General features: G+C 55.1%; 20 protein-coding genes. 7 read left to right on the top strand and 13 right to left on the bottom strand.

The features are described 5' to 3' along the window. Positions 1–4: 4 nt before the first annotated feature. The 3 genes from P0H77_RS04880 to P0H77_RS04870 all read right to left on the bottom strand — a co-directional run bounded on the left by P0H77_RS04880 (position 5) and on the right by P0H77_RS04870 (position 2,242). Positions 5–445, bottom strand: coding sequence for a PTS sugar transporter subunit IIA (locus P0H77_RS04880; RefSeq protein WP_276163823.1), 441 nt, complete (start codon positions 443–445; stop codon positions 5–7). A gap of 103 nt (positions 446–548) precedes the next feature. Then, the gene (locus P0H77_RS04875) at positions 549–1,319 is read right to left on the bottom strand and encodes an ABC transporter permease (RefSeq protein WP_176918020.1); all 771 of its coding nucleotides are present in this window, start codon (positions 1,317–1,319) and stop codon (positions 549–551) included. After that, positions 1,316–2,242, bottom strand: a complete 927-nt coding sequence (locus P0H77_RS04870) for an ABC transporter ATP-binding protein (RefSeq protein ID WP_276163822.1) — start codon at positions 2,240–2,242, stop codon at positions 1,316–1,318. Before P0H77_RS04870 ends, P0H77_RS04875 begins: the two co-directional genes overlap by 4 nt. 108 nt (positions 2,243–2,350) lie before the next feature. Between P0H77_RS04870 and can the strand changes: the two genes are divergently transcribed. After that, on the top strand, positions 2,351–3,013 hold the full coding sequence (gene can, locus P0H77_RS04865; protein WP_276163821.1) for a carbonate dehydratase: 663 nt from the start codon (positions 2,351–2,353) through the stop codon (positions 3,011–3,013). A gap of 123 nt (positions 3,014–3,136) precedes the next feature. Here the strand turns inward: can and hpt are convergent, their stop codons facing one another. Further along, positions 3,137–3,673 (bottom strand): hypoxanthine phosphoribosyltransferase, encoded by a 537-nt coding sequence (gene hpt, locus P0H77_RS04860; RefSeq protein WP_276163820.1) that lies wholly within the window; start codon positions 3,671–3,673, stop codon positions 3,137–3,139. Positions 3,674–3,877: 204 nt separating this feature from the next. On the opposite strand from hpt, the gene P0H77_RS04855 reads away from it, so the two are divergent. Then, positions 3,878–6,268, top strand: a complete 2,391-nt coding sequence (locus P0H77_RS04855) for a glucose/quinate/shikimate family membrane-bound PQQ-dependent dehydrogenase (protein WP_276163819.1) — start codon at positions 3,878–3,880, stop codon at positions 6,266–6,268. Between the two features lie 231 nt (positions 6,269–6,499). Here the strand turns inward: P0H77_RS04855 and citG are convergent, their stop codons facing one another. The 8 genes from citG to P0H77_RS04815 are packed head-to-tail and all read right to left on the bottom strand — an operon-like array spanning position 6,500 to position 13,816. Next, positions 6,500–7,300 (bottom strand): triphosphoribosyl-dephospho-CoA synthase CitG, encoded by an 801-nt coding sequence (gene citG / locus P0H77_RS04850; RefSeq protein ID WP_276163818.1) that lies wholly within the window; start codon positions 7,298–7,300, stop codon positions 6,500–6,502. Next, positions 7,278–7,817: a citrate lyase holo-[acyl-carrier protein] synthase gene (gene citX, locus P0H77_RS04845; protein ID WP_276163817.1), complete on the bottom strand. Its 540-nt coding sequence runs from the start codon at positions 7,815–7,817 to the stop codon at positions 7,278–7,280. Before citX ends, citG begins: the two co-directional genes overlap by 23 nt. Next, a complete protein-coding gene (gene citF, locus P0H77_RS04840) occupies positions 7,817–9,340 on the bottom strand; it encodes a citrate lyase subunit alpha (protein WP_276163816.1) in 1,524 nt (507 codons plus the stop codon). The genes citX and citF overlap by 1 nt, the downstream gene beginning before the upstream one ends. A gap of 10 nt (positions 9,341–9,350) precedes the next feature. Beyond that, complete coding sequence (gene citE, locus P0H77_RS04835; protein ID WP_194207788.1) at positions 9,351–10,226, bottom strand: citrate (pro-3S)-lyase subunit beta; 876 nt, start codon at positions 10,224–10,226, stop codon at positions 9,351–9,353. Beyond that, complete coding sequence (gene citD / locus P0H77_RS04830; protein WP_276163815.1) at positions 10,223–10,516, bottom strand: citrate lyase acyl carrier protein; 294 nt, start codon at positions 10,514–10,516, stop codon at positions 10,223–10,225. The genes citE and citD overlap by 4 nt, the downstream gene beginning before the upstream one ends. Positions 10,517–10,532: 16 nt before the next feature. After that, entirely contained in the window at positions 10,533–11,555 is a 1,023-nt protein-coding gene (gene citC / locus P0H77_RS04825) for a [citrate (pro-3S)-lyase] ligase (protein WP_276163814.1), read from the bottom strand. A 13-nt stretch (positions 11,556–11,568) separates the two neighbouring features. Further along, positions 11,569–12,432, bottom strand: coding sequence for a fumarylacetoacetate hydrolase family protein (locus P0H77_RS04820; protein ID WP_276163813.1), 864 nt, complete (start codon positions 12,430–12,432; stop codon positions 11,569–11,571). 22 nt (positions 12,433–12,454) lie between these two features. Further along, positions 12,455–13,816, bottom strand: a complete 1,362-nt coding sequence (locus tag P0H77_RS04815) for a 2-hydroxycarboxylate transporter family protein (RefSeq protein WP_176918008.1) — start codon at positions 13,814–13,816, stop codon at positions 12,455–12,457. 346 nt (positions 13,817–14,162) lie between these two features. Here P0H77_RS04815 and P0H77_RS04810 point away from each other — a divergent pair, with 346 nt between their 5' ends. Further along, the gene (locus P0H77_RS04810) at positions 14,163–15,788 is read left to right on the top strand and encodes a sensor histidine kinase (RefSeq protein ID WP_276163812.1); all 1,626 of its coding nucleotides are present in this window, start codon (positions 14,163–14,165) and stop codon (positions 15,786–15,788) included. Continuing rightward, positions 15,778–16,470, top strand: coding sequence for a response regulator (locus P0H77_RS04805; RefSeq protein WP_276163811.1), 693 nt, complete (start codon positions 15,778–15,780; stop codon positions 16,468–16,470). The genes P0H77_RS04810 and P0H77_RS04805 overlap by 11 nt, the downstream gene beginning before the upstream one ends. A 49-nt stretch (positions 16,471–16,519) precedes the next feature. Here the strand turns inward: P0H77_RS04805 and cueO are convergent, their stop codons facing one another. Further along, positions 16,520–18,106 (bottom strand): multicopper oxidase CueO, encoded by a 1,587-nt coding sequence (gene cueO, locus P0H77_RS04800; RefSeq protein WP_276163810.1) that lies wholly within the window; start codon positions 18,104–18,106, stop codon positions 16,520–16,522. A gap of 142 nt (positions 18,107–18,248) precedes the next feature. Here cueO and P0H77_RS04795 point away from each other — a divergent pair, with 142 nt between their 5' ends. The 3 genes from P0H77_RS04795 (at position 18,249) to speD (ending at position 20,386) form a co-directional block, all read left to right on the top strand. Beyond that, entirely contained in the window at positions 18,249–18,596 is a 348-nt protein-coding gene (locus tag P0H77_RS04795; RefSeq protein ID WP_103677973.1) for a YacC family pilotin-like protein, read from the top strand. A 114-nt stretch (positions 18,597–18,710) separates the two neighbouring features. Continuing rightward, positions 18,711–19,571 carry a polyamine aminopropyltransferase gene (speE, locus tag P0H77_RS04790; protein ID WP_276163809.1) on the top strand — a complete coding sequence of 287 codons (861 nt, stop codon included), beginning with the start codon at positions 18,711–18,713 and terminating at the stop codon, positions 19,569–19,571. Positions 19,572–19,591: 20 nt separating this feature from the next. Then, a complete protein-coding gene (speD, locus tag P0H77_RS04785; protein WP_276163808.1) occupies positions 19,592–20,386 on the top strand; it encodes an adenosylmethionine decarboxylase in 795 nt (264 codons plus the stop codon). Positions 20,387–20,418: the final 32 nt, after the last annotated feature.

The following is a 20,418-nucleotide window of genomic DNA, read 5'->3' as shown; positions in this document are numbered from 1 at the left end:
CTGATTAATACTCATACAAATCATGCAGTAGAACGAAATGCGGATTCTTTTGCTGCTGATGCCAGAGACTAGTGACATCAGGGGAACCAAGCGAAACAATCCGCTCACGAAACGCCGAACTACTCATTGTTTCCCGTGACGCAATCATTTGTGCCAACAATGAATAGCTCACACCGGAAATAGCCTCGCAGCCTGAGTGTTTATGACTCATCAAAGACGCGACGCGATAAGGCGCAGCACCGGAAATGTCGGTCAGGAAAATAACGCCTTCGCCGGAATCGGTAGCATGCAGGGCATCACACATCAACCGGCTCAGCATGTTTGTGCTCAACCCACACCGGAAATTGACCGCCCGGCATTGCGCCAGCGGTCCATATTCATTTTCCAGACGCGTCAGCAATTCCTCTGCCTTATCGTCATGACAGGTAATAACCCAACCTAACATTGCCAACCTCCTTAGCTGGGTAAGAGTTTATCAGAGGACAGAATAAGAAGAGGGTGACTGGCGTCAAAAGATCCCTCTCCTGATGATAAGGAGAGGGAGTCAGTTAGCTACGCAGCCCGCGTCCACGCTGAATCAGATACCAGCACAGCAGATAGAACGCCGCGATAAACACCACCAGCACGCCGAAGGTTGTCACCAGCGGCACATCGTGAATACCGAGGAAGCCATAACGAAAACCGCTGATCATGTACACAATCGGGTTCAGCTGCGACAGCGCCTGCCAGAACGGCGGCAGCAGGGTCAGGGAATAAAAGACCCCGCCAAGGTAGGTCAGCGGCGTCAGCACAAAGGTCGGGATCAGGCTGATATCATCGAAGCTTTTGGCAAAGACGGCATTCAGCAGGCCCGCCAGCGAGAACAGCACCGCCGTCAGCACCAGGGTTAATGCCACAAATACCCATGAATGAACCTGGAAAGGGACAAACAGTAGCGAGATGGCAGTTACCAGGATACCCACGCACAGCCCACGCGCTACCCCACCGCCGATATAGCCGATGATAATAACGTGCGTTGGCACCGGCGCTATCAGCAGTTCTTCAATATTGCGCTGGAATTTGGCGCTAAAGAAGGAGGACGCCACGTTGGCGTAGGCGTTGGTGATCACCGACATCATAATCAACCCCGGCACGATAAATTGCATATAGCTAAAGCCGTGCATCTCCCCAATGCGTGAACCAATTAAGTTACCAAAGATGATGAAATAGAGCGTCATGGTGATGACGGGCGGCACCAGCGTCTGGATCCAGATACGCATAAAACGGTGGATCTCTTTCGCCCAGATGCTTTTTAGCGCGACCCAATACAGCTGCATCATGCGCGATCTCCTTGCTTGTCGTGAACCAGTGAAACGAACAGCTCTTCCAGACGGTTTGCCTTATTACGCATGCTCAGTACCTGAATGCCCTGCGCGCTGAGCTGGCTGAACACGCTATTGATGCCCTGCTCGCGCAGCACTTCAACCTCCAGCGTCGAGGTATCGACCAGCCGGTACTGATAGCCTTCGAGTTTCGGCAGCGGGCTTTTCTGCGCCAGATCGAGAATGAACGTTTCCGACTTCAGCTTGGCGAGCAGATTTTTCATTGAGGTGTTTTCCACCAGCTCGCCGTTCTGAATAATGCCGATATTACGACACAGCATTTCCGCCTCTTCCAGATAGTGCGTGGTGAGGATAATCGTGGTGCCTTTGTCGTTTAAATCCTTCAAAAAACCCCACATCGAGCGGCGAAGTTCAATATCAACGCCCGCGGTGGGCTCATCAAGAATCAACAATTTTGGCTCATGCATTAAGGCGCGGGCGATCATCAGACGACGCTTCATCCCCCCCGACAGCATTCGCGCACGTTCGTTACGTTTTTCCCACAGATCGAGCTGTTTAAGGTATTTTTCGCTGCGTTCAACCGCGTCTTTGTGCTCAACGCCGTAGTAACCCGCCTGATGCACGACAATCTGCTGCACAGTTTCAAACGGGTTGAAGTTAAACTCCTGCGGCACCAGGCCAAGCTGGCGTTTGGCGTTAACGACATCCTTTTCCAGATCGTAGCCAAACACGTTTACCCGTCCGGAGGTTTTGTTTACCAGAGAACTGATAATGCCGATAGTGGTCGACTTCCCCGCCCCGTTTGGCCCCAGAAGCGCGTAAAAATCCCCCGCTTCTACCTGTAAATCAATCCCGCGCAGCGCCTGTACGCCACCAGGATACGTCTTTTTAAGCTGCTCAATTTCCAGTGCAATGGTCATGAATTTTTACTTACCTTACGTTCTGACACTTTATATGTGGTTTAAATAATCCCGCAGTTGACCTATATTAGCTCAACGCAATTATTTGGTTACAGGTCGTTAACCTCCATGAAAGACATAGATACACTCATCAGTAACAATGCACTATGGTCAAAAATGCTGGTGGAAGAAGATCCCGGATTTTTCGAAACGCTGGCGCAGGCGCAAAAGCCGCGCTTTCTGTGGATTGGGTGCTCCGATAGCCGCGTTCCCGCTGAACGTCTGACCGGGCTTGAGCCAGGCGAACTGTTTGTCCACCGTAACGTGGCGAACCTGGTGATCCACACCGACCTTAACTGTCTCTCCGTAGTTCAGTACGCCGTTGACGTACTGGAAGTTGAACATATTATCATCTGCGGCCACTCCGGTTGCGGCGGTATCCAGGCTGCGGTAGAAAACCCTGAACTGGGGTTGATTAATAACTGGCTGCTGCATATTCGCGACATCTGGCTTAAACATAGCTCGCTGTTGGGAGAAATGCCCGAAGAACAACGCCTGGACGCGCTCTACCAATTGAACGTAATGGAGCAGGTCTATAACCTCGGGCATTCCACCATTATGCAGTCAGCGTGGAAACGCGGACAGAATGTGACCATTCACGGCTGGGCGTACAGTATCAATGATGGCCTGCTGCGCGATCTTGACGTTACCGCCACTAACCGCGAATCGCTGGAGCAGCACTACCGCCAGGGCGTTTCCAACTTGCGTCTGAAATACGTGAATCAAGAATAGTCCTTCTGGCACCGAGCCCTTCCTGCCGGGCGGCGCAAGCTTGCCCGGCCTGGAATCTGTACCAGCCGCCGCCAGATCGCAGGCCTGATAAGCGCAGCGCCATCAGGCCTTCACGCGTCGGGCTTATTCGTCCAGCAACACCACTTTACCCACGTACGGCAAATGGCGATAACGCTGAGCGTAATCAATCCCGTATCCCACCACGAATTCATCCGGAATCGAAAAACCGACGTACTCGACGTTGACGTCCACCTCACGGCGTGACGGTTTGTCCAGCAGCGTACAAATCGCCAGCGACTTCGGCTCGCGCAGGCTTAAAATTTCGCGCACTTTTGACAGCGTATTGCCGGAGTCGATGATGTCCTCAACGATCAGCACGTCCTTACCCCGAATATCCTCATCCAGATCCTTAAGGATTTTGACGTCGCGGGTGGTGGACATCCCGCTGCCATAGCTGGAAGCGGTCATAAAATCGACTTCATGAGGCACCTGTACTTCACGGCACAGATCGGCCATGAACATAAAGGAACCGCGCAGCAGCCCCACCAGCACCATTTCGCTGCCGCTATCTTTGTAATGCTCGGTAATCTGGCGGCCCAGTTCAGCGATACGGGTTTTGATTTCCGTTTCCGGGATCATCACTTCAACAGTATGTTTCATTTAACTAACCATATGATTTTCAGGTAAATCACTCAACACAGCCGCCTCTGGCGACCACATTGATTAGTAAGCCCGCAGTATATCAGTAAAACAATTTTAGCGGGGGATAGCGTAAGAAAGCTCATTTTGTGATGACGATCACATATGTTAAATCCTATAATTAGTTGCTATTAAAATATTAATTAATTTGACGAGTATCCTTTTATGGCAGAAACAAAACCACATACGTCACGTGTTCTGGTGACGTTAACAGCGCTGTTCGCCGCTTTTTGCGGACTGTATCTGTTAATCGGCGGGGTCTGGCTGGTCGCGATTGGCGGCTCCTGGTACTACCCTATCGCGGGCATCATCATGCTGGGGGTGACCTGGCTGTTGTGGCGCAGCAAACGCTCGGCACTGTGGCTCTATGCCGCGCTGCTGCTGGGTTCAATGATATGGGGCGTCTGGGAGGTCGGCTTTGACTTCTGGGCGCTGACGCCGCGTAGCGACATTCTGGTCTTCTTCGGCATCTGGCTGATCCTGCCGTTTGTCTGGCGTCGGCTGATTTTCCCTTCCGGCGGCGCGGTAGCGGCGCTGGTGGTGGCACTGCTGATCAGCGGCGGTATTCTGACCTGGGCGGGCTTTAACGATCCGCAGGAAGTGAACGGCACCCTCAGCGCCGACGCCACGCCTGCTGAACCGATCTCACCGGTAGCCGATCAGGACTGGCCTGCTTATGGCCGCAATCAGGAAGGCCAGCGCTACTCTCCGCTTAAACAGATCAATGCCGATAACGTGCACAAGCTGAAAGAAGCATGGGTATTCCGCACCGGCGATCTGAAAAAAGAGAATGATTCAGGAGAAGTGACCAACGAAGTGACGCCGATTAAAGTGGGCGACACGCTTTATCTGTGCACCGCGCATCAGCGTCTGTTCGCGCTGGATGCCGCCACCGGTAAAGAAAAATGGCATTTCGATCCGCAGCTAAATTCAACGCCGTCTTTCCAGCATGTCACCTGCCGCGGCGTGTCTTATCATGAAGCGAAAGCGGACACCGCACCGGCGAACGTGATGGCGGACTGCCCGCGTCGTATTATTCTGCCGGTCAACGATGGTCGTCTGTTCGCGCTGAACGCCGATACCGGCAAGCTGTGCGAATCTTTCGCCAACAAAGGTATTCTGAACCTGCAAACCAATATGCCGGATCAGACGCCAGGACTGTATGAGCCAACGTCGCCGCCCATTATCACTGATAAAACCATTGTGATTGCCGGTTCAGTCACCGATAACTTCTCGGTGCGTGAAACGTCGGGCGTGATCCGTGGCTTTGACGTCAATACCGGTGATCTGCTGTGGGCGTTCGATCCGGGCGCGAAAGATCCAAATGCGATTCCGTCGGATGAGCATACTTTTACCTTCAACTCCCCGAACTCATGGGCACCCGCGGCCTATGACGCCAAACTGGATCTGGTTTATCTGCCGATGGGCGTCACCACGCCGGATATCTGGGGCGGTAACCGTACGCCTGAGCAGGAGCGTTACGCCAGCTCTATCGTCGCGCTGAATGCCACTACCGGTAAGCTGGCCTGGAGCTATCAGACCGTTCACCACGATCTGTGGGATATGGATATGCCGTCCCAGCCGACGCTGGCGGATATTACGGTCAACGGCAAAACGGTGCCGGTGGTCTACGCTCCGGCGAAAACCGGTAACATTTTCGTGCTGGATCGCCGTAACGGCGAACTGGTGGTTCCGGCACCGGAAAAACCGGTTCCGCAGGGTGCAGCGAAAGGCGATTACGTCACGAAAACCCAGCCGTTCTCCGATCTCAGCTTCCGTCCGAAGAAAAATCTGAGCGGCGCGGATATGTGGGGCGCGACCATGTTTGACCAGCTGGTCTGCCGGGTCATTTTCCAGCAGATGCGCTATGAAGGCATCTTTACGCCACCGTCCGAACAGGGCACGCTGGTATTCCCGGGCAACCTGGGGATGTTCGAGTGGGGCGGTATCTCCGTCGATCCGAACCGTCAGGTGGCGATTGCTAACCCGATGGCGCTGCCGTTTGTTTCGAAACTGATGCCGCGTGGTCCGGGTAATCCTATGGAGCAGCCGAAAGACGCGAAAGGCAGCGGTACCGAAGCCGGTATTCAGCCGCAGTACGGCGTACCGTATGGCGTAACCCTGAACCCGTTCCTGTCGCCGTTCGGTCTGCCGTGTAAGCAGCCTGCCTGGGGTTATATCTCCGCGCTGGATCTGAAAACCAATGAAGTGGTATGGAAAAAACGTATTGGTACGCCGCGCGACAGCCTGCCGTTCTCAATGCCGTTTAAAGTGCCGTTTAACCTTGGTATGCCGATGCTGGGCGGTCCAATCTCTACCGCGGGTAACGTTCTGTTTATTGGCGCAACCGCAGATAACTACCTGCGTGCTTATAACATGAGCAACGGTGAGAAATTGTGGGAAGGCCGTCTGCCTGCGGGCGGACAAGCAACGCCGATGACCTACGAAGCGAATGGCAAGCAGTATGTTGTCATCTCTGCGGGCGGTCATGGTTCGTTTGGTACGAAGATGGGCGACTATATCGTGGCTTATGCGTTGCCGGACGACGAGAAGTAAGTTATCCCCCCTCTTCCGCTGGAAGGGGGGAATAATTTACGGCTTCGCGTGTAAATCTGCCGGGTGGCGGCTTCGCCTTACCCGGCCTACCGATCCCATCAATTCAAGCCGCCGTCCCCCCGTAGGCCCGCGTAAGCGTAGCGCCACCGGGCAAAACGCCCTACCCACCAACGCCCTCCCCCCGTAGGCCCGCGTAAGCGCAGCGCCACCGGGCAAAACGCCAACGGGCTTTCAACACTGTCCTAACACCCACGCCACCGATAACAAATCCGCGCTGCCGCCGGGGCTTAAATGCCTCCCTATGAGCGCCTGGTCCATTTTTTCCAGCGCCTTGCTATCCCAACCGTTGATTAATAATCGTCCTGCATAATCCTGCACGTAGCGCAGCCCGCTCATCCCCCCGCGTGACACCAGATTACTGTCCGGATTCACCGCCATCAGGCGCAGCAGCAGCTCATGCTGTCGATCACGTCGCCAGTACGGCAGAACCGAGCGCACGGTGGCAAAACCACTTTCCGCCTCGCCGCGCGCGCCCGTCAGGCCGAATTGTTGAAATTGCCGTTCGCCCGCCGTCGCCGCGACGCTGCGAGCACGCAATTCCCGCGTGACCAGGCCACGGCAAATTTCACTCACTTCATGGCACAGGCTATTCGCACTAATAACCGTCACCCGTCCGGCGGCAAAACAGAGCAGCCCGAGGGCAAACACGCCGCCTTTATGCGTATTAATCCCACCGGTGGCGTTATACATTGCCTGTTCGCAGGCAATGCCCATCGGGCGTAAAAGGCGTAACTGCATCCCGGCAGGTTTATCCGCGTGCTCTTCCCCCAGCCCGGCAAAGCGTGCAAACCACGGCGCAATCGCTTCTATACTGCGGACAAATAGCGCGTGATCCATATCGCGATGGGAACCGTTGTTAAGCCGATCCACCAGCCCCGGCTTGGGCGTCAGATCCAGCTCATTCCACAGCGCATCTTCCGCCAGCTGCGGCACGTTGATAACGCGCGCGTTAGTCGCGAGCAAACCAGTCATCGACCATTTTCTCCACCCGCGCTACGACCTGTTCCACCGGATGACGCCGCGAACGGGCGCAGGCGTGAGCGGGTTCGTCGCAGATCAGACAGCGGCGCATGTGCGATCCCAGCGACAGCCGTCCAACATGACCCGCTTTTGGGCAGATCACATCCAGATCCCACAATCGGCCCAGCGGATGCGTTTGCTCCAGCGCCGCGCAGTGAGCCTTCATTTCCGGTGCCTGGTGCGCTACACACCACATCGCTTCCGGCCCTGTCGGCAGCCATAAAACCTGCCTGTCGAGCACCTGCCAGTGGTGCTGCCACAGCATCTGGTCGCACATCTGTAACGCCACGCCCATCGTATTGCGATAGCGCAGGCTGTCTTTAATTTCGCCGGGGGTAACCAGCGTCAGGGAGATCACCGGTTGTTGATAGTGCGTGAGCCAGTCAGTCTGCCGTGCCGCGCGACGCTCTTTCGCCGCCAGCAGCGCATCAAGACTGACACCCGCACGCACGGGTGTCGCAGTTTCCATTATTCCTGCTCCTTTACCTGTCGAACGGTATCGATCACGCTGCCGTCGCGGTAGCGGATCACGCCGACGATCTTATCGGTAAATTCTATGGGTTTTGGTGCGCCGGTTAACGAAATGGCGCGTTCATACAGCGCGTTGATATCAATAACGTTCAGCCCTGCCGCGACCAGGCGCTGACGGATCTCCGGCCGGGCCGGGTTAACGGCAATTCCGTGGTCGGTAACCAGTACATCAATGCTTTCACCGGGCGTCAGGCGCGTCGTCACCCGCTTCACTACCGTCGGGATACGGCTGCGCAGCAGCGGCGCGACCACAATCGTCAGGTTAGCTGCCGCCGCCACGTCGCAGTGTCCGCCGGATGCGCCGCGCATCACGCCGTCGGAACCGGTGATCACGTTAACGTTGAAATCGACATCAATCTCCAGCGCGCTGAGGATCACCACGTCCAGCTGGTCGCAGCTGGTGGCTTTGCTACCGGGGTTGGCATAGACGTTGGTGGAGATCTCCACGTGATGTGGGTTACGCGTCAGCGAGGCCGCCGCCTGACCATCAAAACACTGGGTGTCGAGCAGTTTTTCGATCAGCCCTTTTTCATGCAGATCCACCAGGCTGCCGGTGATTCCGCCCAGCGCAAAACGGGCTTTTACGCCGTTGCGCTCCATTTTCTCTTCCATAAAACGGGTACAGGCGGTTGCCGCCGCGCCGGAGCCGGTCTGCATTGAGAAACCGTTTTTGAAATAGCCTGAGTGCTCGATGACGTCCGCCGCATAGCGGGCGATCATTAACTCACGCGGGTTGCTGGTGACGCGCGCCGCCCCGACGCTGATTTTCTCAGGATCGCCAACGCTTTCGACCTGAACGATATAATCCACCTGATCCTGCCCGAGGCTGGCGGGCATATTCGGGAATGGCACAATCTCTTCCGTAAGCAGCACAACCCGACGGGCAAACTGCGCATCCACCATCGCGTAGCCGAGCGATCCGCAGCAGGATTTACCGTGCGTGCCGTTGGCGTTGCCAAACTCATCGCTGCACGGTACGCCGAGAAAAGCGACGTCGATGTTCAGTTCGCCATCCTGTAGCAGTTTGACGCGCCCGCCGTGGGAGTGGATTTGAACCGGCTCGTCCATCAGGCCATGCGAGATGGCATCCGCCAGTTTGCCGCGCATCCCGGAGGTGTAAATACGGGTAATGACGCCGCTTTTGATGTGCTCAATCAGCGCATCGTTGCAGGTCATCAGGGAACTGGACGCCAGGGTCAGATTTTTAAAGCCCATCTGCGCCAGCAGCGCGACCACATGATTAATGACCCGATCCCCCTCGCGAAACGCATGATGGAAGGAAATGGTCATTCCGTCCTTAAGCCCGCTGCGGATCACCGCCTGTTCCAGCGATGCGCATAGTTTACGGTGATGTTTAGCGTCATTATCAGCAAGCCAGGGCGTGGCGCTGTGGGCGGTATCAAAGGGTTTCAGATCCCGTAAATGGGGAAAGTTAACATGAAGTAGTTCTGTCTGATTCATTGCTTTATCCTTAACGACGCACGCCGGACGCGGCGGCGCGTTCCAGCACCCGCTGTGCATGATCGATAATCGGCGCATCCACCATTTTGCCGTTGAGCGATACCACGCCGAGCCCGTTACGCTCGCCCTCTTCTGCTGCTTCAATCACTAATTTCGCGTGATCGACCTCCTGCTGCGTGGGCGCGTAAGCGTTATGCAGCAGATCGATCTGCCGCGGATTAATCAGCGATTTGCCGTTAAAGCCCATTTTGCGGATCAGCTCGACTTCGCGCAGGAACCCGGCTTCGTCGTTGACGTCCGACCATACGACATCAAAAGCATCAATACCGGCGGCGCGCGCGGCGTGCAGCACGGCGCAGCGGGCGTAAAACAGTTCGGTGCCGTCGCCGCGCTCGGTTTGCATATCCATCACGTAGTCGAAGGCCGCCAGCGCAATACCAATCAGGCGCGGCGTACTTCGGGCAATGGCTACCGCGTTAATCACGCCGATTGCCGATTCAATGGCGGCCATCACGCGGGTTGAACCCACTTCGCGACCACAGTCACGCTCGATGCGCTCAAGGTGGCCTTCGAGTTCAAAGATATCGTCCGGGGTATCGGTTTTTGGCAGGCGGATAACATCCACGCCGCCCCGCACCGCCGCTTCCAGATCCAGCAGGCCGAACGGCGTGCTCAGCGGATTAATACGCACCACGGTTTCGATATCCTGATACATCGGATGCTGAAGCGCGTGATAAACCAGCAGACGGGCGGTATCTTTCTCACGCAGCGCCACGGCGTCCTCCAGATCAAACATGATGGAGTCCGGACGATAGATAAAGGCGGTAGAAAGCATGGCGGCGTTAGCGCCCGGCAGGAACAGCATACTGCGACGGAGTTTGCTCATGACAGCGCCCTCCAGTTGATAACGGGTTCTTCGCCAGCACGCAGTAATGCGCCCTGTAGACGGGCGCGGATCACACAGTCCAGCGCGCCTTTATCTTCAATAATAATCAGCCCCTGGCGCACCTCCATTGCCTGCAAGGTCTCCTCAACGACCTGGCGGATCCGATCGCCAAACTGTTTCATCACTTCACTGTGGATGATAATCTCCAGCTCGCCATCGGCGGGGGCGATTTTCACCATCAGGTCGCTGGATTCCTGCGTACCGGCCAGCGCCTCCCTAACAATTTTCATAATGCCTTCCTGAAGGTTAAACGGCTTCCGCGCTGCGGTAATGCGCTTCAAGGTGCGCGAAAGTCGATTGCGGAACGATTTCCTGAATGCGAGAAAACCGTTCTGTTTTAAGTAAGCGGCGTACTTCTGAAGCCGAAATAGGATTTCCGGCAGCCTTAATGCGCGGCAGTTCCACCACCTCAATACGGTCGCTTAACAGCGTATGCAGCGTCTGGTTGTACTGGCGGGTAACGTCGCAGAACGGCTCCGATCCGACGAAGCGGTGGGTAATGCCCAGCGCCGGAGCGATGCGATCGTGAAAAATCAGCGCGTCGATCTCGCTCCACGCCTGCTGCACCTTTCCGCTCTCCTTGAGAAAATAGGCCGGAAACGTGGCGCGGGAGATGATGTATTGCGAGCCTTCATGCACCGTCACGTTGGGCAGATGGGCGACGCCCGCGCACACCATTCTCAGACGATCGGCAAACGGGAAAAACGACGCGTCTTCCTGCACCACAAACAGATGCAGCCAGTCGCAGCGCTGCGCGGCCTGCTCCACCAGATAACGATGCCCGAGCGTAAACGGGTTGGCGTTCATCACAATCGCCCCAATCCGTTCCCCGGGCTGACGCTGCTTTTGCAGCAACCGGCAATAGCGGGTAATTCCCTGCGGCGTGTTCTCCATCAGCACCGCATTGTTGCCGCTTTGCGCCACTGGCCAGAAACCGCTGCGGGCAAAGCGTTCTTTATTGCACGGGCGGGTACACAGAAAGAGATGGAAATGGCCGCGGGTCAGCGCGGCATTCTCCACTTCCGCCAGCAGGCGCGCGCTCAGGTTTTCCCCGCGCTGCGTCTCGTCCACCGCCACGCATTTAATGACGTTGGCGGCCAGTCCGGCGCAGCCGACCAGGCGAGAGCCAGACCAGGCCTCAACAAACAGCGAAATATCGCTATCTAATCCCAAACCGCTGTCCGCCAGCAAAAGACGGATCTGACGCAATCGTTCGGGATGTTGCGAAACGAACGCCAGGCGGAAGTCGATATCGGTTTGCGAGTACATCGTGCCGCCTTACTTAGTGCGCTGCCGTCAGCATGTGCGCTGGCGCTTCCATGATGATATTGCTCAGATGACCGATATGTTCGATCTCCACTTCAATACGATCGCCCTCTTTCATAAACAGCGGCGGGTTGCGCTTTTTCCCTACCCCACCCGGTGAACCGGTGATGATCACATCGCCGGGGCTTAAGCGGGTGAAGGTGCTGATATACTCAATCAGTTCGGCGACCTTGTGGATCATGCTGCTGGTGTTGTCCTCCTGCACCATACGGCCATTCAGCCAGGTGCGGATCGCCAGCTGGTGCGGATCGGGAATTTCATCGGCGGTCGCCATCCATGGACCAAACGCACCGGTCTGACGCCAGTTTTTCCCGGCGGTAAACCAGCTGTGCTGCCAGTCGCGGGCAGAGCCGTCCATATAACAGCTGTAGCCCGCAACGTGGCGCAGCGCCTCTTCGCGGCAGATGTTCTCACCGCCTTTGCCGATAATGACCGCCAGCTCGCCTTCATAATCGAATTCGCAGGAATGACGCGGTTTCAGTACCGGCGCGTTATGCGCCGTCTGCGAGTCGGGAAAGCGCACGAACAAGGTGGGCGCCGGGTTATGCTGGTCGAATTCCTTACGCTTGTCGGCGTAGTTCATGCCGACACAGAGGATTTTTTCCGGCTGCTCAATGACCGGCAGGAAAGTAACGGTCTGCATTGCCACATCTACCGCGTCGTTAAGATAGCGGGTCGCTTCCGTCAGTCCATTTCCCTGAAGCAGCGCTTTGAGGTCGCTGTAGCGATCGCCCAGACGCCTGCCTAAATCAATCATGCCTTCGGCCTTCACAATCCCGTAGCTGCGAACGCCCTGATAAAGAAAACTTGCGAGTTTCATGTTTATTTCCTGAGTACATCAATTAAACGAGGAAGTTGCCCAGCACCAGCAGCGAGACCGAGACGTTAATCGCCCCACCGATACGCGTTGCAATCTGCGCGAACGGCATCAGGCTCATACGGTTACCGGCGGTGAGGATGGCGACATCGCCGGTACCGCCCTGCCCGCTCTGACAGCAGGAGACAATGGCGACATCAATGGGATGCATGCCGATTTTTTTGCCCACCAGAAAGCCCGTTCCTACCAGCGTGCAGACGGTGCTGACAATCACCAGCAGGTTGCTTAAGGTGAAAGCATTGACCAGTTCCTGCCACGGGGTGATGGCCACGCCAACGGCAAACAGGATGGGGTAGGTCACTGAGGTCTGGAAGAATTTGTAAACGACCTGCGAACCTTCAAGCAGCCGTGGAGATGCGCCGTTGCACAGCTTGACCAGCACGGCGACGAACAACATGCCGACCGGCGCAGGCAGGCCAATCAGTTTATGGCCCAGCATACCCAGCATATACAGCAGCACGGCCAGCAGCGCCCCTGCGGCAATGGTGGTGACGTCAGTTTTGCCGGAGAATGCCGGTTGTGAAGCCTGGCTATCGGCATTGGCGCGGTTTGGCATCAGTTGACCTTCCCCCGTCAGATGCGGATAGCGCTTGCCAAGCTGATTGAGGCAGCCAGAAATAATGATGGCCGTCAGGCCGCCCAGCATGACCATCGGCAGAACGCGCCCGAGCGCCACGCCCTGATCCATATGCAGCAACGTGGCGTAACCGATAGAAAGCGGAATAGCCCCTTCCCCAACGCCGCCCGCCATGATGGGCAGAATGATAAAGAAGAAGATCTGGAATGGCTCAAGTCCCAGCGCCATCCCCACGCCCATGCCGACGATCATGCCGGCGATCTCGCCGCACAGCATCGGAAAAAAGATGCGCAGGAAGCCCTGGATGAGCACGGTGCGGTTCATGCTCATGATGCTGCCGACAATAATGCAGCAGATATAGAGATAAAGAATGTTGGTGGATTTATAGAATTTGGTGGTCGATTCCACCACCACGTCCGGCAGCAGACCGTAATGGACCAGCGCGGACGGAATAAACGTCGCGCATATCGCCGCTGCGCCCAGCTTACCGACAATCGGCAGACGCTTGCCGAATTCGCCGCAGGCAAAGCCGAAGAAAGCCAGCGTGGCGACCATCACCACAATGTCGCTCGGCAGCTTACCGCCCAGACAATCAATGGCGATTAACGCCCCGGCTAACAAAAATAGCGGCAGCGGAATGATACCGATTTTCCAGCTATCCATGATGTGCCACCAGCGCTCTTTCAGCGACGGACGAGGGATATCGATCGGATCGTGGGTAACAATAAATGAATCGTCAGTTGTGCTCATAATCAAGCCCCTTAGTTATTTTGTACGGCAAGCTTAATGTTGCATCCCCTGACATAATGTGAGATTCAGCATATTAAAACCGAAGTTTTAATGGCCTCTATGGTTTTAATGGTTTTATTTATCCAGTGTGATTTAACTCTTATTTATTGGCGTGGTTTTTATGGTTTCTTTTCCAGATTGAACAAACAAATAACATTTATTTTTTCTGTTAGCTTTAAAACGCCATTCCGGTATTAAGCCACAGCAGACAGGCTGTGCAAGGGATCACAAGTTTCCGGTAAAAAGCATGATCCCTCTCTAAAAGGTGGTACATTACCTTCTTTTATTGTTACCGTTCGTGAGAAAAATGAAATTATCCTTTCAGATAAAACTATTTATTTCGCTGGTTGCATTTTTCTCAGTGCTATTCGTACTGCTGGGTAGCTATTATTATATCGACGTTGGTCGGCAGCTCTATCAGGAAATGAGCTTACGCGCCAAAATACAAGCAGAAGAAATCGCCCTTATTCCCGGTTTACCTGAGGTGACGGCTCAAAAAGATATCCCGGCCATTCATGCTTTTATGCAAAAAATAGCGACGCAAAGCGATGCCAGTTTTATTGTCATTGGTGATAATAAAGGTGTGCATCTTTTTCACTCGGTCTATGCGAATCGCGTAGGAACAACCCTGGTCGGCGGCGATAACGAAGAGGTGCTCAACGGTAAAAGCACCACCACTATCCGTAAAGGCGGGCTGGGCATTTCGCTGCGCAGCAAAGCGCCGATTTTCAACGCCGCGGGTCAGGTGGTGGGAATTGTGTCCGTGGGCTACCTCACCAGTTATCTTGATACCATCACCGTCAGTAAAATGATCAACATCCTGGTTGCCGCCGCGCTGTTGCTCGTTGCTCTGTTTGTTTTTTCCTGGTTTTTTACCCGCAGCATTAAAAAGCAGATTTTCTCCCTTGAGCCACGGGAAATCGGTCTTCTGGTACGCCAGCAAAAGGCGATGATGGAATCTATTTATGAAGGCGTTATCGCTATCGACAGCCAGATGCGGATCGAAGTCATTAATCAGGCCGCCAGGAAACTGCTCGGCTTGAGCCAGCCTGCGCGCGAACTGCGCGGCCAGTTGATCAGCGAGGTGATCGCCCCTGTCCCTTTCTTCGCACAGCGGACGCTGCTGGCACAGGATACTCACGATGAAATTTGCCGCTTTAACGAACTGACGGTGATCGCCAGCCGGATCCGCATCATGCTGGAGGGCGCACTGCAGGGATGGGTAATTACCTTTCGCGATCGCAACGAAATCGACTCGCTTAGCGCGCAGCTAAGTCAGGTGAAGCGCTACGTGGATAACCTGCGCATTATGCGTCACGAACAGCTAAATCGAATGACCACGCTTTCCGGGCTGCTGCATATGGGACGATATGATGAGGCAATCCGCTATATTCAGGCGCAGTCGGAGCATGCCCAGGAGCTACTGGATTTCATCTCCTCACGCTTTAGCTCGCCGACACTGTGCGGCCTGCTGTTGGGCAAAGCGGCACGCGCGCGGGAAAAAGGCGTTGAGCTGAATTTCGATCCGGCCTGTCGAATGGACAGACCGTTCACCGGACTGGCTGAAGCGGAACTGATTTCTATCATCGGCAACCTTCTGGACAATGCCATTGAAGCGACCCAGCGCGCCCCGCTCCCGCATGAGCCGGTCGAAGTGCTGATTAAACTCAGCGACAGCGAACTGATTATCGAAGTAGCGGATCGGGGCGTCGGTATTACGCCTGAGATCCGCGAGCGAATTTTTGAGCGCGGCATGACCACTAAAATCCGTGGTGACCATGGAATTGGGCTTTACCTCATTGAAAGCTACGTCACCCAGGCGGGCGGTTCCATCGAAGTTGCCGATAACGTGCCACGTGGCGCTATTTTTTCGTTATTTATTCCCGCCCGGCACCCCACCCAGGAACTGGAAGAGACCCACTATGCAACCTGAACTTATCGATGTACTTGTCATTGAGGACGAACCGACCCTGGCCCGGCTTCATGCCGATCTCATCAATAAGCATCCTCGCCTGCGGCTGGTAGGGATCGCCTCATCACTGGCCGATGCGCAGGAAAAACTGACCGCGCTTCAGCCACAGCTGGTCCTGCTGGATAATTATTTGCCGGATGGCAAAGGCATCACGCTTATCAGTCATCCTTTGCTGCTGAGCGCTCATTGCACGGTGATTTTTATCACCGCCGCCAGCGATATGGACACCTGTAGCCAGGCCATACGCAACGGCGCGTTCGACTATATTCTTAAACCCGTGTCGTGGAAGCGTCTCAGCCAGTCGCTGGAGCGCTTCGTGCAGTTTGCCGAGCAGCAGCGGGTCTGGAAGATTGTCGATCAGCAGAACGTGGATTCGCTGTACCAGCTTCAGGCTAAAAATTATCGGCTGGATAACAGCAATAAAGGCATTGAAGAGAACACCCTGGCGCGGGTGCAGACCCTGTTTAACGACCGGGCCACGCACTGTTTTTCGGTGGACGAAGTCGTGAGTGAAACCGGATTAAGTAAAACCACCGCCCGGCGTTACCTCGAACACTGCGTGGAAGCGGGATATCTGAACGTTGAGATGCTATACGGTAAAATTGGCCATCCACGGCGGATGTATAAGCGTACGCAGGCGTAGAATACTCAGACCCGGTAAGCGTAGCGCCACCGGGCATCAGGGTAAAATGCTACACCGTAAATCCCATCATCATGCCGGTATCCTCGTGCTCCAGCAGATGACAGTGCGCCATATAGGCAAATTCCCTGGGCGCGTCATGATCGAAGCGTACCAGCACCTCGCTTACGCCGCCGTCAACGTTGACCGTATCTTTCCAGCCGGAACGGTGTGCGGCGGGCGGGCGGCCGTTTTCAGAGAGAATACGGAACTGGGTGCCATGAATATGGAACGGATGCAGCATCATGTCGCCCTCGCCGGAAATCACCCAGCGCTCGAACTGGCCTTTTTGCGCGGCGAACAGCGGCGTGGTCATATCGAAGGCTTTACCGTTAATCCGGTTGGCATTGTGGAAGTCAAAACCGTGCCCGCCGTGCTGCATCTGGCTCATGCCACCATGATTCATATTTCCGTGGTTCATCTCACCCTGACTCATACTGCCATGGTGCATATCACCGTGCCCCCTGCCGCTCATCGCCTGCGCACCGTATTTCTCCTGCAACGCCTGCATTCCCATCATGTCGAGCATCGGGTCCATGGAAAGCTGGAATTTACGCTGGGTGAGGTTATCAAGCGCAGGTAGCGCGGGCACGTTGACCAGCGCATCCGGCAGCGTCCCCGAGGCGGCAATACGCAGCGGCTGCACGCGTAGCACCGGCTGCGGCTGGTCGAAAGGCGCAACCGTCATCCCCATCTGGTCAACCGGCAGCGTCAGCAAATCGAACGGTTTGCCATCGCGGGTATCGACCAGCACTTCAAAACGTTCGCCCATCAGCATCGGCAGTTCGGTGACCTTCACCGGCTCCGCCAGCAATCCGCCGTCGCTGGCAATAACGTACAGCGGGCGTTTATCGCTGGCGGCGATGTTCAGCGATCGTGCGTTACAGCCGTTCAGCAGGCGCAGGCGCAGCCAGCCACGCGGTGCGGAATGCTGAGGATAGCGCGCGCCGTTGGTCAGCAGCGTATCGCCAAACCAGCCGACGGCGGCGGTCATGATATCCAGCTGATAATCAATTTCGCCGCTGGCGGTAAACCGTTTGTCCTGCATAATCACCGGCACATCATCAATGCCCCACTGCTGCGGCAGGCGCAACTGGCGGCTATCGTCATCGTCAATGAGAACCAGCCCCGCCAGCCCCATCGCCACCTGATGCCCCGTTTTACCGTGCTGATGAGGATGAAACCAGCAGGTCGCCGCCCGCTGCGTGGGCGTGAAGGTGACCGAGCGCGATTCTCCCGCTTTGATGATGCCCTGAGGACCGCCGTCGACGGCACCGGGCACTTCCAGCCCGTGCCAGTGGACGGTGGTCTCCTCGGCCAGCGTGTTATAAATGTCCACGCTGACAGCCTTCCCCTGACGCAGGCGGATAGCGGGACCAAGCAGCGATCCGTTATAGCCCCACGTCTGCGCGCTACGTTCGCCAAAGGTTGATTTACCGGCCTGAACAATAAGCCGGATGCGGTTGCGCGCATCGGCGGTTAACAGCTCCGGGATCGGCAATGCCGGACGTTCCGCGGCAAGCACGCTCCGGCTCCAGAGAGGCAATGCGCTAAACGCTCCAATTACAGCGGAATATTTTAAAAAATCGCGGCGTTGCATGGTATCTTCCTCATCTTCAGCAGGCGGTTTATGAGCTTAAACCCTCCCCCAACCGGAACGTCAAGCACAACAGTAATAATTAAGTTCACGCCCCGTACTGAGGTGTGCTAACGTTGCATTTCCGTAAGCAGTGGTAGAAAGAATGAAGACTTTTTTCAGAACAATAGTTCTTGGGGTCCTGTTAGCATTATCCACAAACAGCTATGCGCTCAGCGAGTCTGAAGCTGAAGATATGGCCGATCTCACCGCCGTATTTGTGTTTCTGAAAAATGACTGTGGCTACCAGAACTTACCTAATACGCAAATCCGTCGGGCGCTGCTTTTCTTTGCCCAGCAGAACCAGTGGGATCTGAGTAACTACGAAACGTACAACATGAAGGCATTGGGTGAAGACAGCTACCGCGATCTGAGCGGCATCAGCATTCCTACTGCCAAAAAATGTAAAGCGCTGGCGAAAGATTCTCTGAGCCTGCTTGCCTACGTTAAATAATCTTCCTTCGCTATACTCATTCTCTTTGTGGTGAAACATTGACCGTGCATACTCGGTCAATGTTAGCTATTATGTTGCGCCCATTTTTCATGGGTGTTAACGAGGGAGAACATCATGACCGATAACAACAGGTGGCATGAAACGCTGCACGACCAGTTTGGTCAGTATTTTGCCGTTGATAACGTGCTGTACCATGAGAAAACCGATCATCAGGATCTGATTATCTTTGAAAACGCCGCCTTTGGCCGCGTAATGGCGCTGGATGGCGTGGTGCAGACCACCGAACGCGACGAATTTATCTATCACGAAATGATGACCCACGTTCCGCTGCTGGCGCACGGCCATGCGAAGCGTGTGCTGATCATCGGCGGCGGCGACGGTGCCATGCTGCGAGAAGTGTCGCGCCATAAAAACATTGAAGCCATCACGATGGTGGAAATCGATGAAGGCGTCGTCTCCTTTTGCCGCCAGTACTTGCCCAACCACAATGCGGGCGCTTATGACGATCCGCGCTTCAGCCTGGTGATCGACGACGGCGTGAATTTTGTTAACCAGACCACGCAAACGTTTGATGTGATCATCTCCGACTGCACCGATCCGGTCGGCCCCGGTGAAAGCCTGTTTACCTCAGCATTTTATGAAGGCTGTAAACGCTGCCTGAACCCCGGCGGGATTTTCGTTGCGCAGAACGGCGTCTGTTTCCTCCAGCAGGATGAAGCCGTCGGCAGCCACCGCAAGCTGAGCCCGTATTTTAGCGACGTGAGCTTTTATCAGGCGGCGATCCCGACCTACTACGGCGGCATCATGACCTTCGCCTGGGCGACGGACAACGAGGCGCTGCGCACGCTTTCCACCGAGATTATTCAGGCCCGCTTCCATCAGGCTAATCTCACCTGCCGCTATTACAATCCGGCGATTCATACGGCAGCTTTTGCCTTACCACAATATTTGCAGGACGCACTGTCCGCACAGTGATTCTAAGGGGGTGATAAAAATTGAAAAAAATAAAGCTGCATGGCTTTAACAACCTGACCAAAAGCCTGAGTTTTTGCATTTACGATATCTGCTACGTCAAAACGGCAGAAGAGCGCGATGGTTATATCGCCTATATCGATGAACTCTATAATGCCAATCGCCTGACCGAAATTCTCTCTGAAACCTGCTCTATTATCGGCGCGAATGTGCTTAATATCGCCCGCCAGGATTATGAACCGCAAGGGGCCAGCGTCACGATTCTGGTTAGCGAAGAGCCGGTTGATCCGCAGCTGATTGATAAAACCGAGCACCCCGGTCCGCTGCCTGAAGCGGTCGTCGCGCATCTGGATAAAAGCCATATCTGCGTGCATACCTACCCGGAAAGCCATCCGGAAGCCGGTTTATGCACCTTCCGTGCGGATATCGAAGTGTCTACCTGCGGCGTGATTTCCCCGCTTAAGGCGCTGAATTATTTAATTCACCAGCTTGAATCTGACATCGTCACCGTGGATTACCGCGTGCGCGGATTTACCCGCGATATTAACGGCATGAAGCATTTTATCGATCATGAGATCAATTCCATCCAGAACTTTATGTCCGAGGATATGAAGTCGCTGTATGACATGATGGACGTGAACGTTTATCAGGAAAATATCTTCCATACCAAAATGCTGCTTAAGGAGTTCGATCTTAAGCACTATATGTTCCATACCCGCCCGGAAGATTTGACGGCAGAGGAGCGCAAAGTGATTACCGATCTGCTGTGGAAAGAGATGCGCGAGATTTACTACGGCCGCAATATTCCTGCGGTCTGAGAGAGGTGCGGAGCAGGGATGCTCCGCCAGAA

The sequence above is a fragment of the Superficieibacter sp. HKU1 genome (genome assembly GCF_029319185.1).
Taxonomy (GTDB): Bacteria; Pseudomonadota; Gammaproteobacteria; order Enterobacterales; family Enterobacteriaceae; genus Superficieibacter.
This window is presented reverse-complemented; position numbering and strand designations above follow the sequence as displayed.

What these genes read in the sequence shown, in the direction of transcription:
- P0H77_RS04810 (WP_276163812.1), top strand. Translation starts at nt 14,163, where the DNA reads ATGAAATTATCCTTTCAGATAAAACTATTTATTTCGCTGGTTGCATTT.
- P0H77_RS04795 (WP_103677973.1), top strand. Translation starts at nt 18,249, where the DNA reads ATGAAGACTTTTTTCAGAACAATAGTTCTTGGGGTCCTGTTAGCATTA.
- citF (WP_276163816.1), bottom strand. Translation starts at nt 9,340, where the DNA reads ATGAATCAGACAGAACTACTTCATGTTAACTTTCCCCATTTACGGGAT.
- P0H77_RS04855 (WP_276163819.1), top strand. Translation starts at nt 3,878, where the DNA reads ATGGCAGAAACAAAACCACATACGTCACGTGTTCTGGTGACGTTAACA.
- P0H77_RS04880 (WP_276163823.1), bottom strand. Translation starts at nt 445, where the DNA reads ATGTTAGGTTGGGTTATTACCTGTCATGACGATAAGGCAGAGGAATTG.
- citC (WP_276163814.1), bottom strand. Translation starts at nt 11,555, where the DNA reads ATGTACTCGCAAACCGATATCGACTTCCGCCTGGCGTTCGTTTCGCAA.
- can (WP_276163821.1), top strand. Translation starts at nt 2,351, where the DNA reads ATGAAAGACATAGATACACTCATCAGTAACAATGCACTATGGTCAAAA.
- citD (WP_276163815.1), bottom strand. Translation starts at nt 10,516, where the DNA reads ATGAAAATTGTTAGGGAGGCGCTGGCCGGTACGCAGGAATCCAGCGAC.
- hpt (WP_276163820.1), bottom strand. Translation starts at nt 3,673, where the DNA reads ATGAAACATACTGTTGAAGTGATGATCCCGGAAACGGAAATCAAAACC.
- P0H77_RS04875 (WP_176918020.1), bottom strand. Translation starts at nt 1,319, where the DNA reads ATGATGCAGCTGTATTGGGTCGCGCTAAAAAGCATCTGGGCGAAAGAG.
- P0H77_RS04820 (WP_276163813.1), bottom strand. Translation starts at nt 12,432, where the DNA reads ATGAAACTCGCAAGTTTTCTTTATCAGGGCGTTCGCAGCTACGGGATT.
- citX (WP_276163817.1), bottom strand. Translation starts at nt 7,817, where the DNA reads ATGGAAACTGCGACACCCGTGCGTGCGGGTGTCAGTCTTGATGCGCTG.
- P0H77_RS04870 (WP_276163822.1), bottom strand. Translation starts at nt 2,242, where the DNA reads ATGACCATTGCACTGGAAATTGAGCAGCTTAAAAAGACGTATCCTGGT.
- P0H77_RS04805 (WP_276163811.1), top strand. Translation starts at nt 15,778, where the DNA reads ATGCAACCTGAACTTATCGATGTACTTGTCATTGAGGACGAACCGACC.
- cueO (WP_276163810.1), bottom strand. Translation starts at nt 18,106, where the DNA reads ATGCAACGCCGCGATTTTTTAAAATATTCCGCTGTAATTGGAGCGTTT.
- citG (WP_276163818.1), bottom strand. Translation starts at nt 7,300, where the DNA reads ATGACTGGTTTGCTCGCGACTAACGCGCGCGTTATCAACGTGCCGCAG.
- citE (WP_194207788.1), bottom strand. Translation starts at nt 10,226, where the DNA reads ATGAGCAAACTCCGTCGCAGTATGCTGTTCCTGCCGGGCGCTAACGCC.
- P0H77_RS04815 (WP_176918008.1), bottom strand. Translation starts at nt 13,816, where the DNA reads ATGAGCACAACTGACGATTCATTTATTGTTACCCACGATCCGATCGAT.
- speE (WP_276163809.1), top strand. Translation starts at nt 18,711, where the DNA reads ATGACCGATAACAACAGGTGGCATGAAACGCTGCACGACCAGTTTGGT.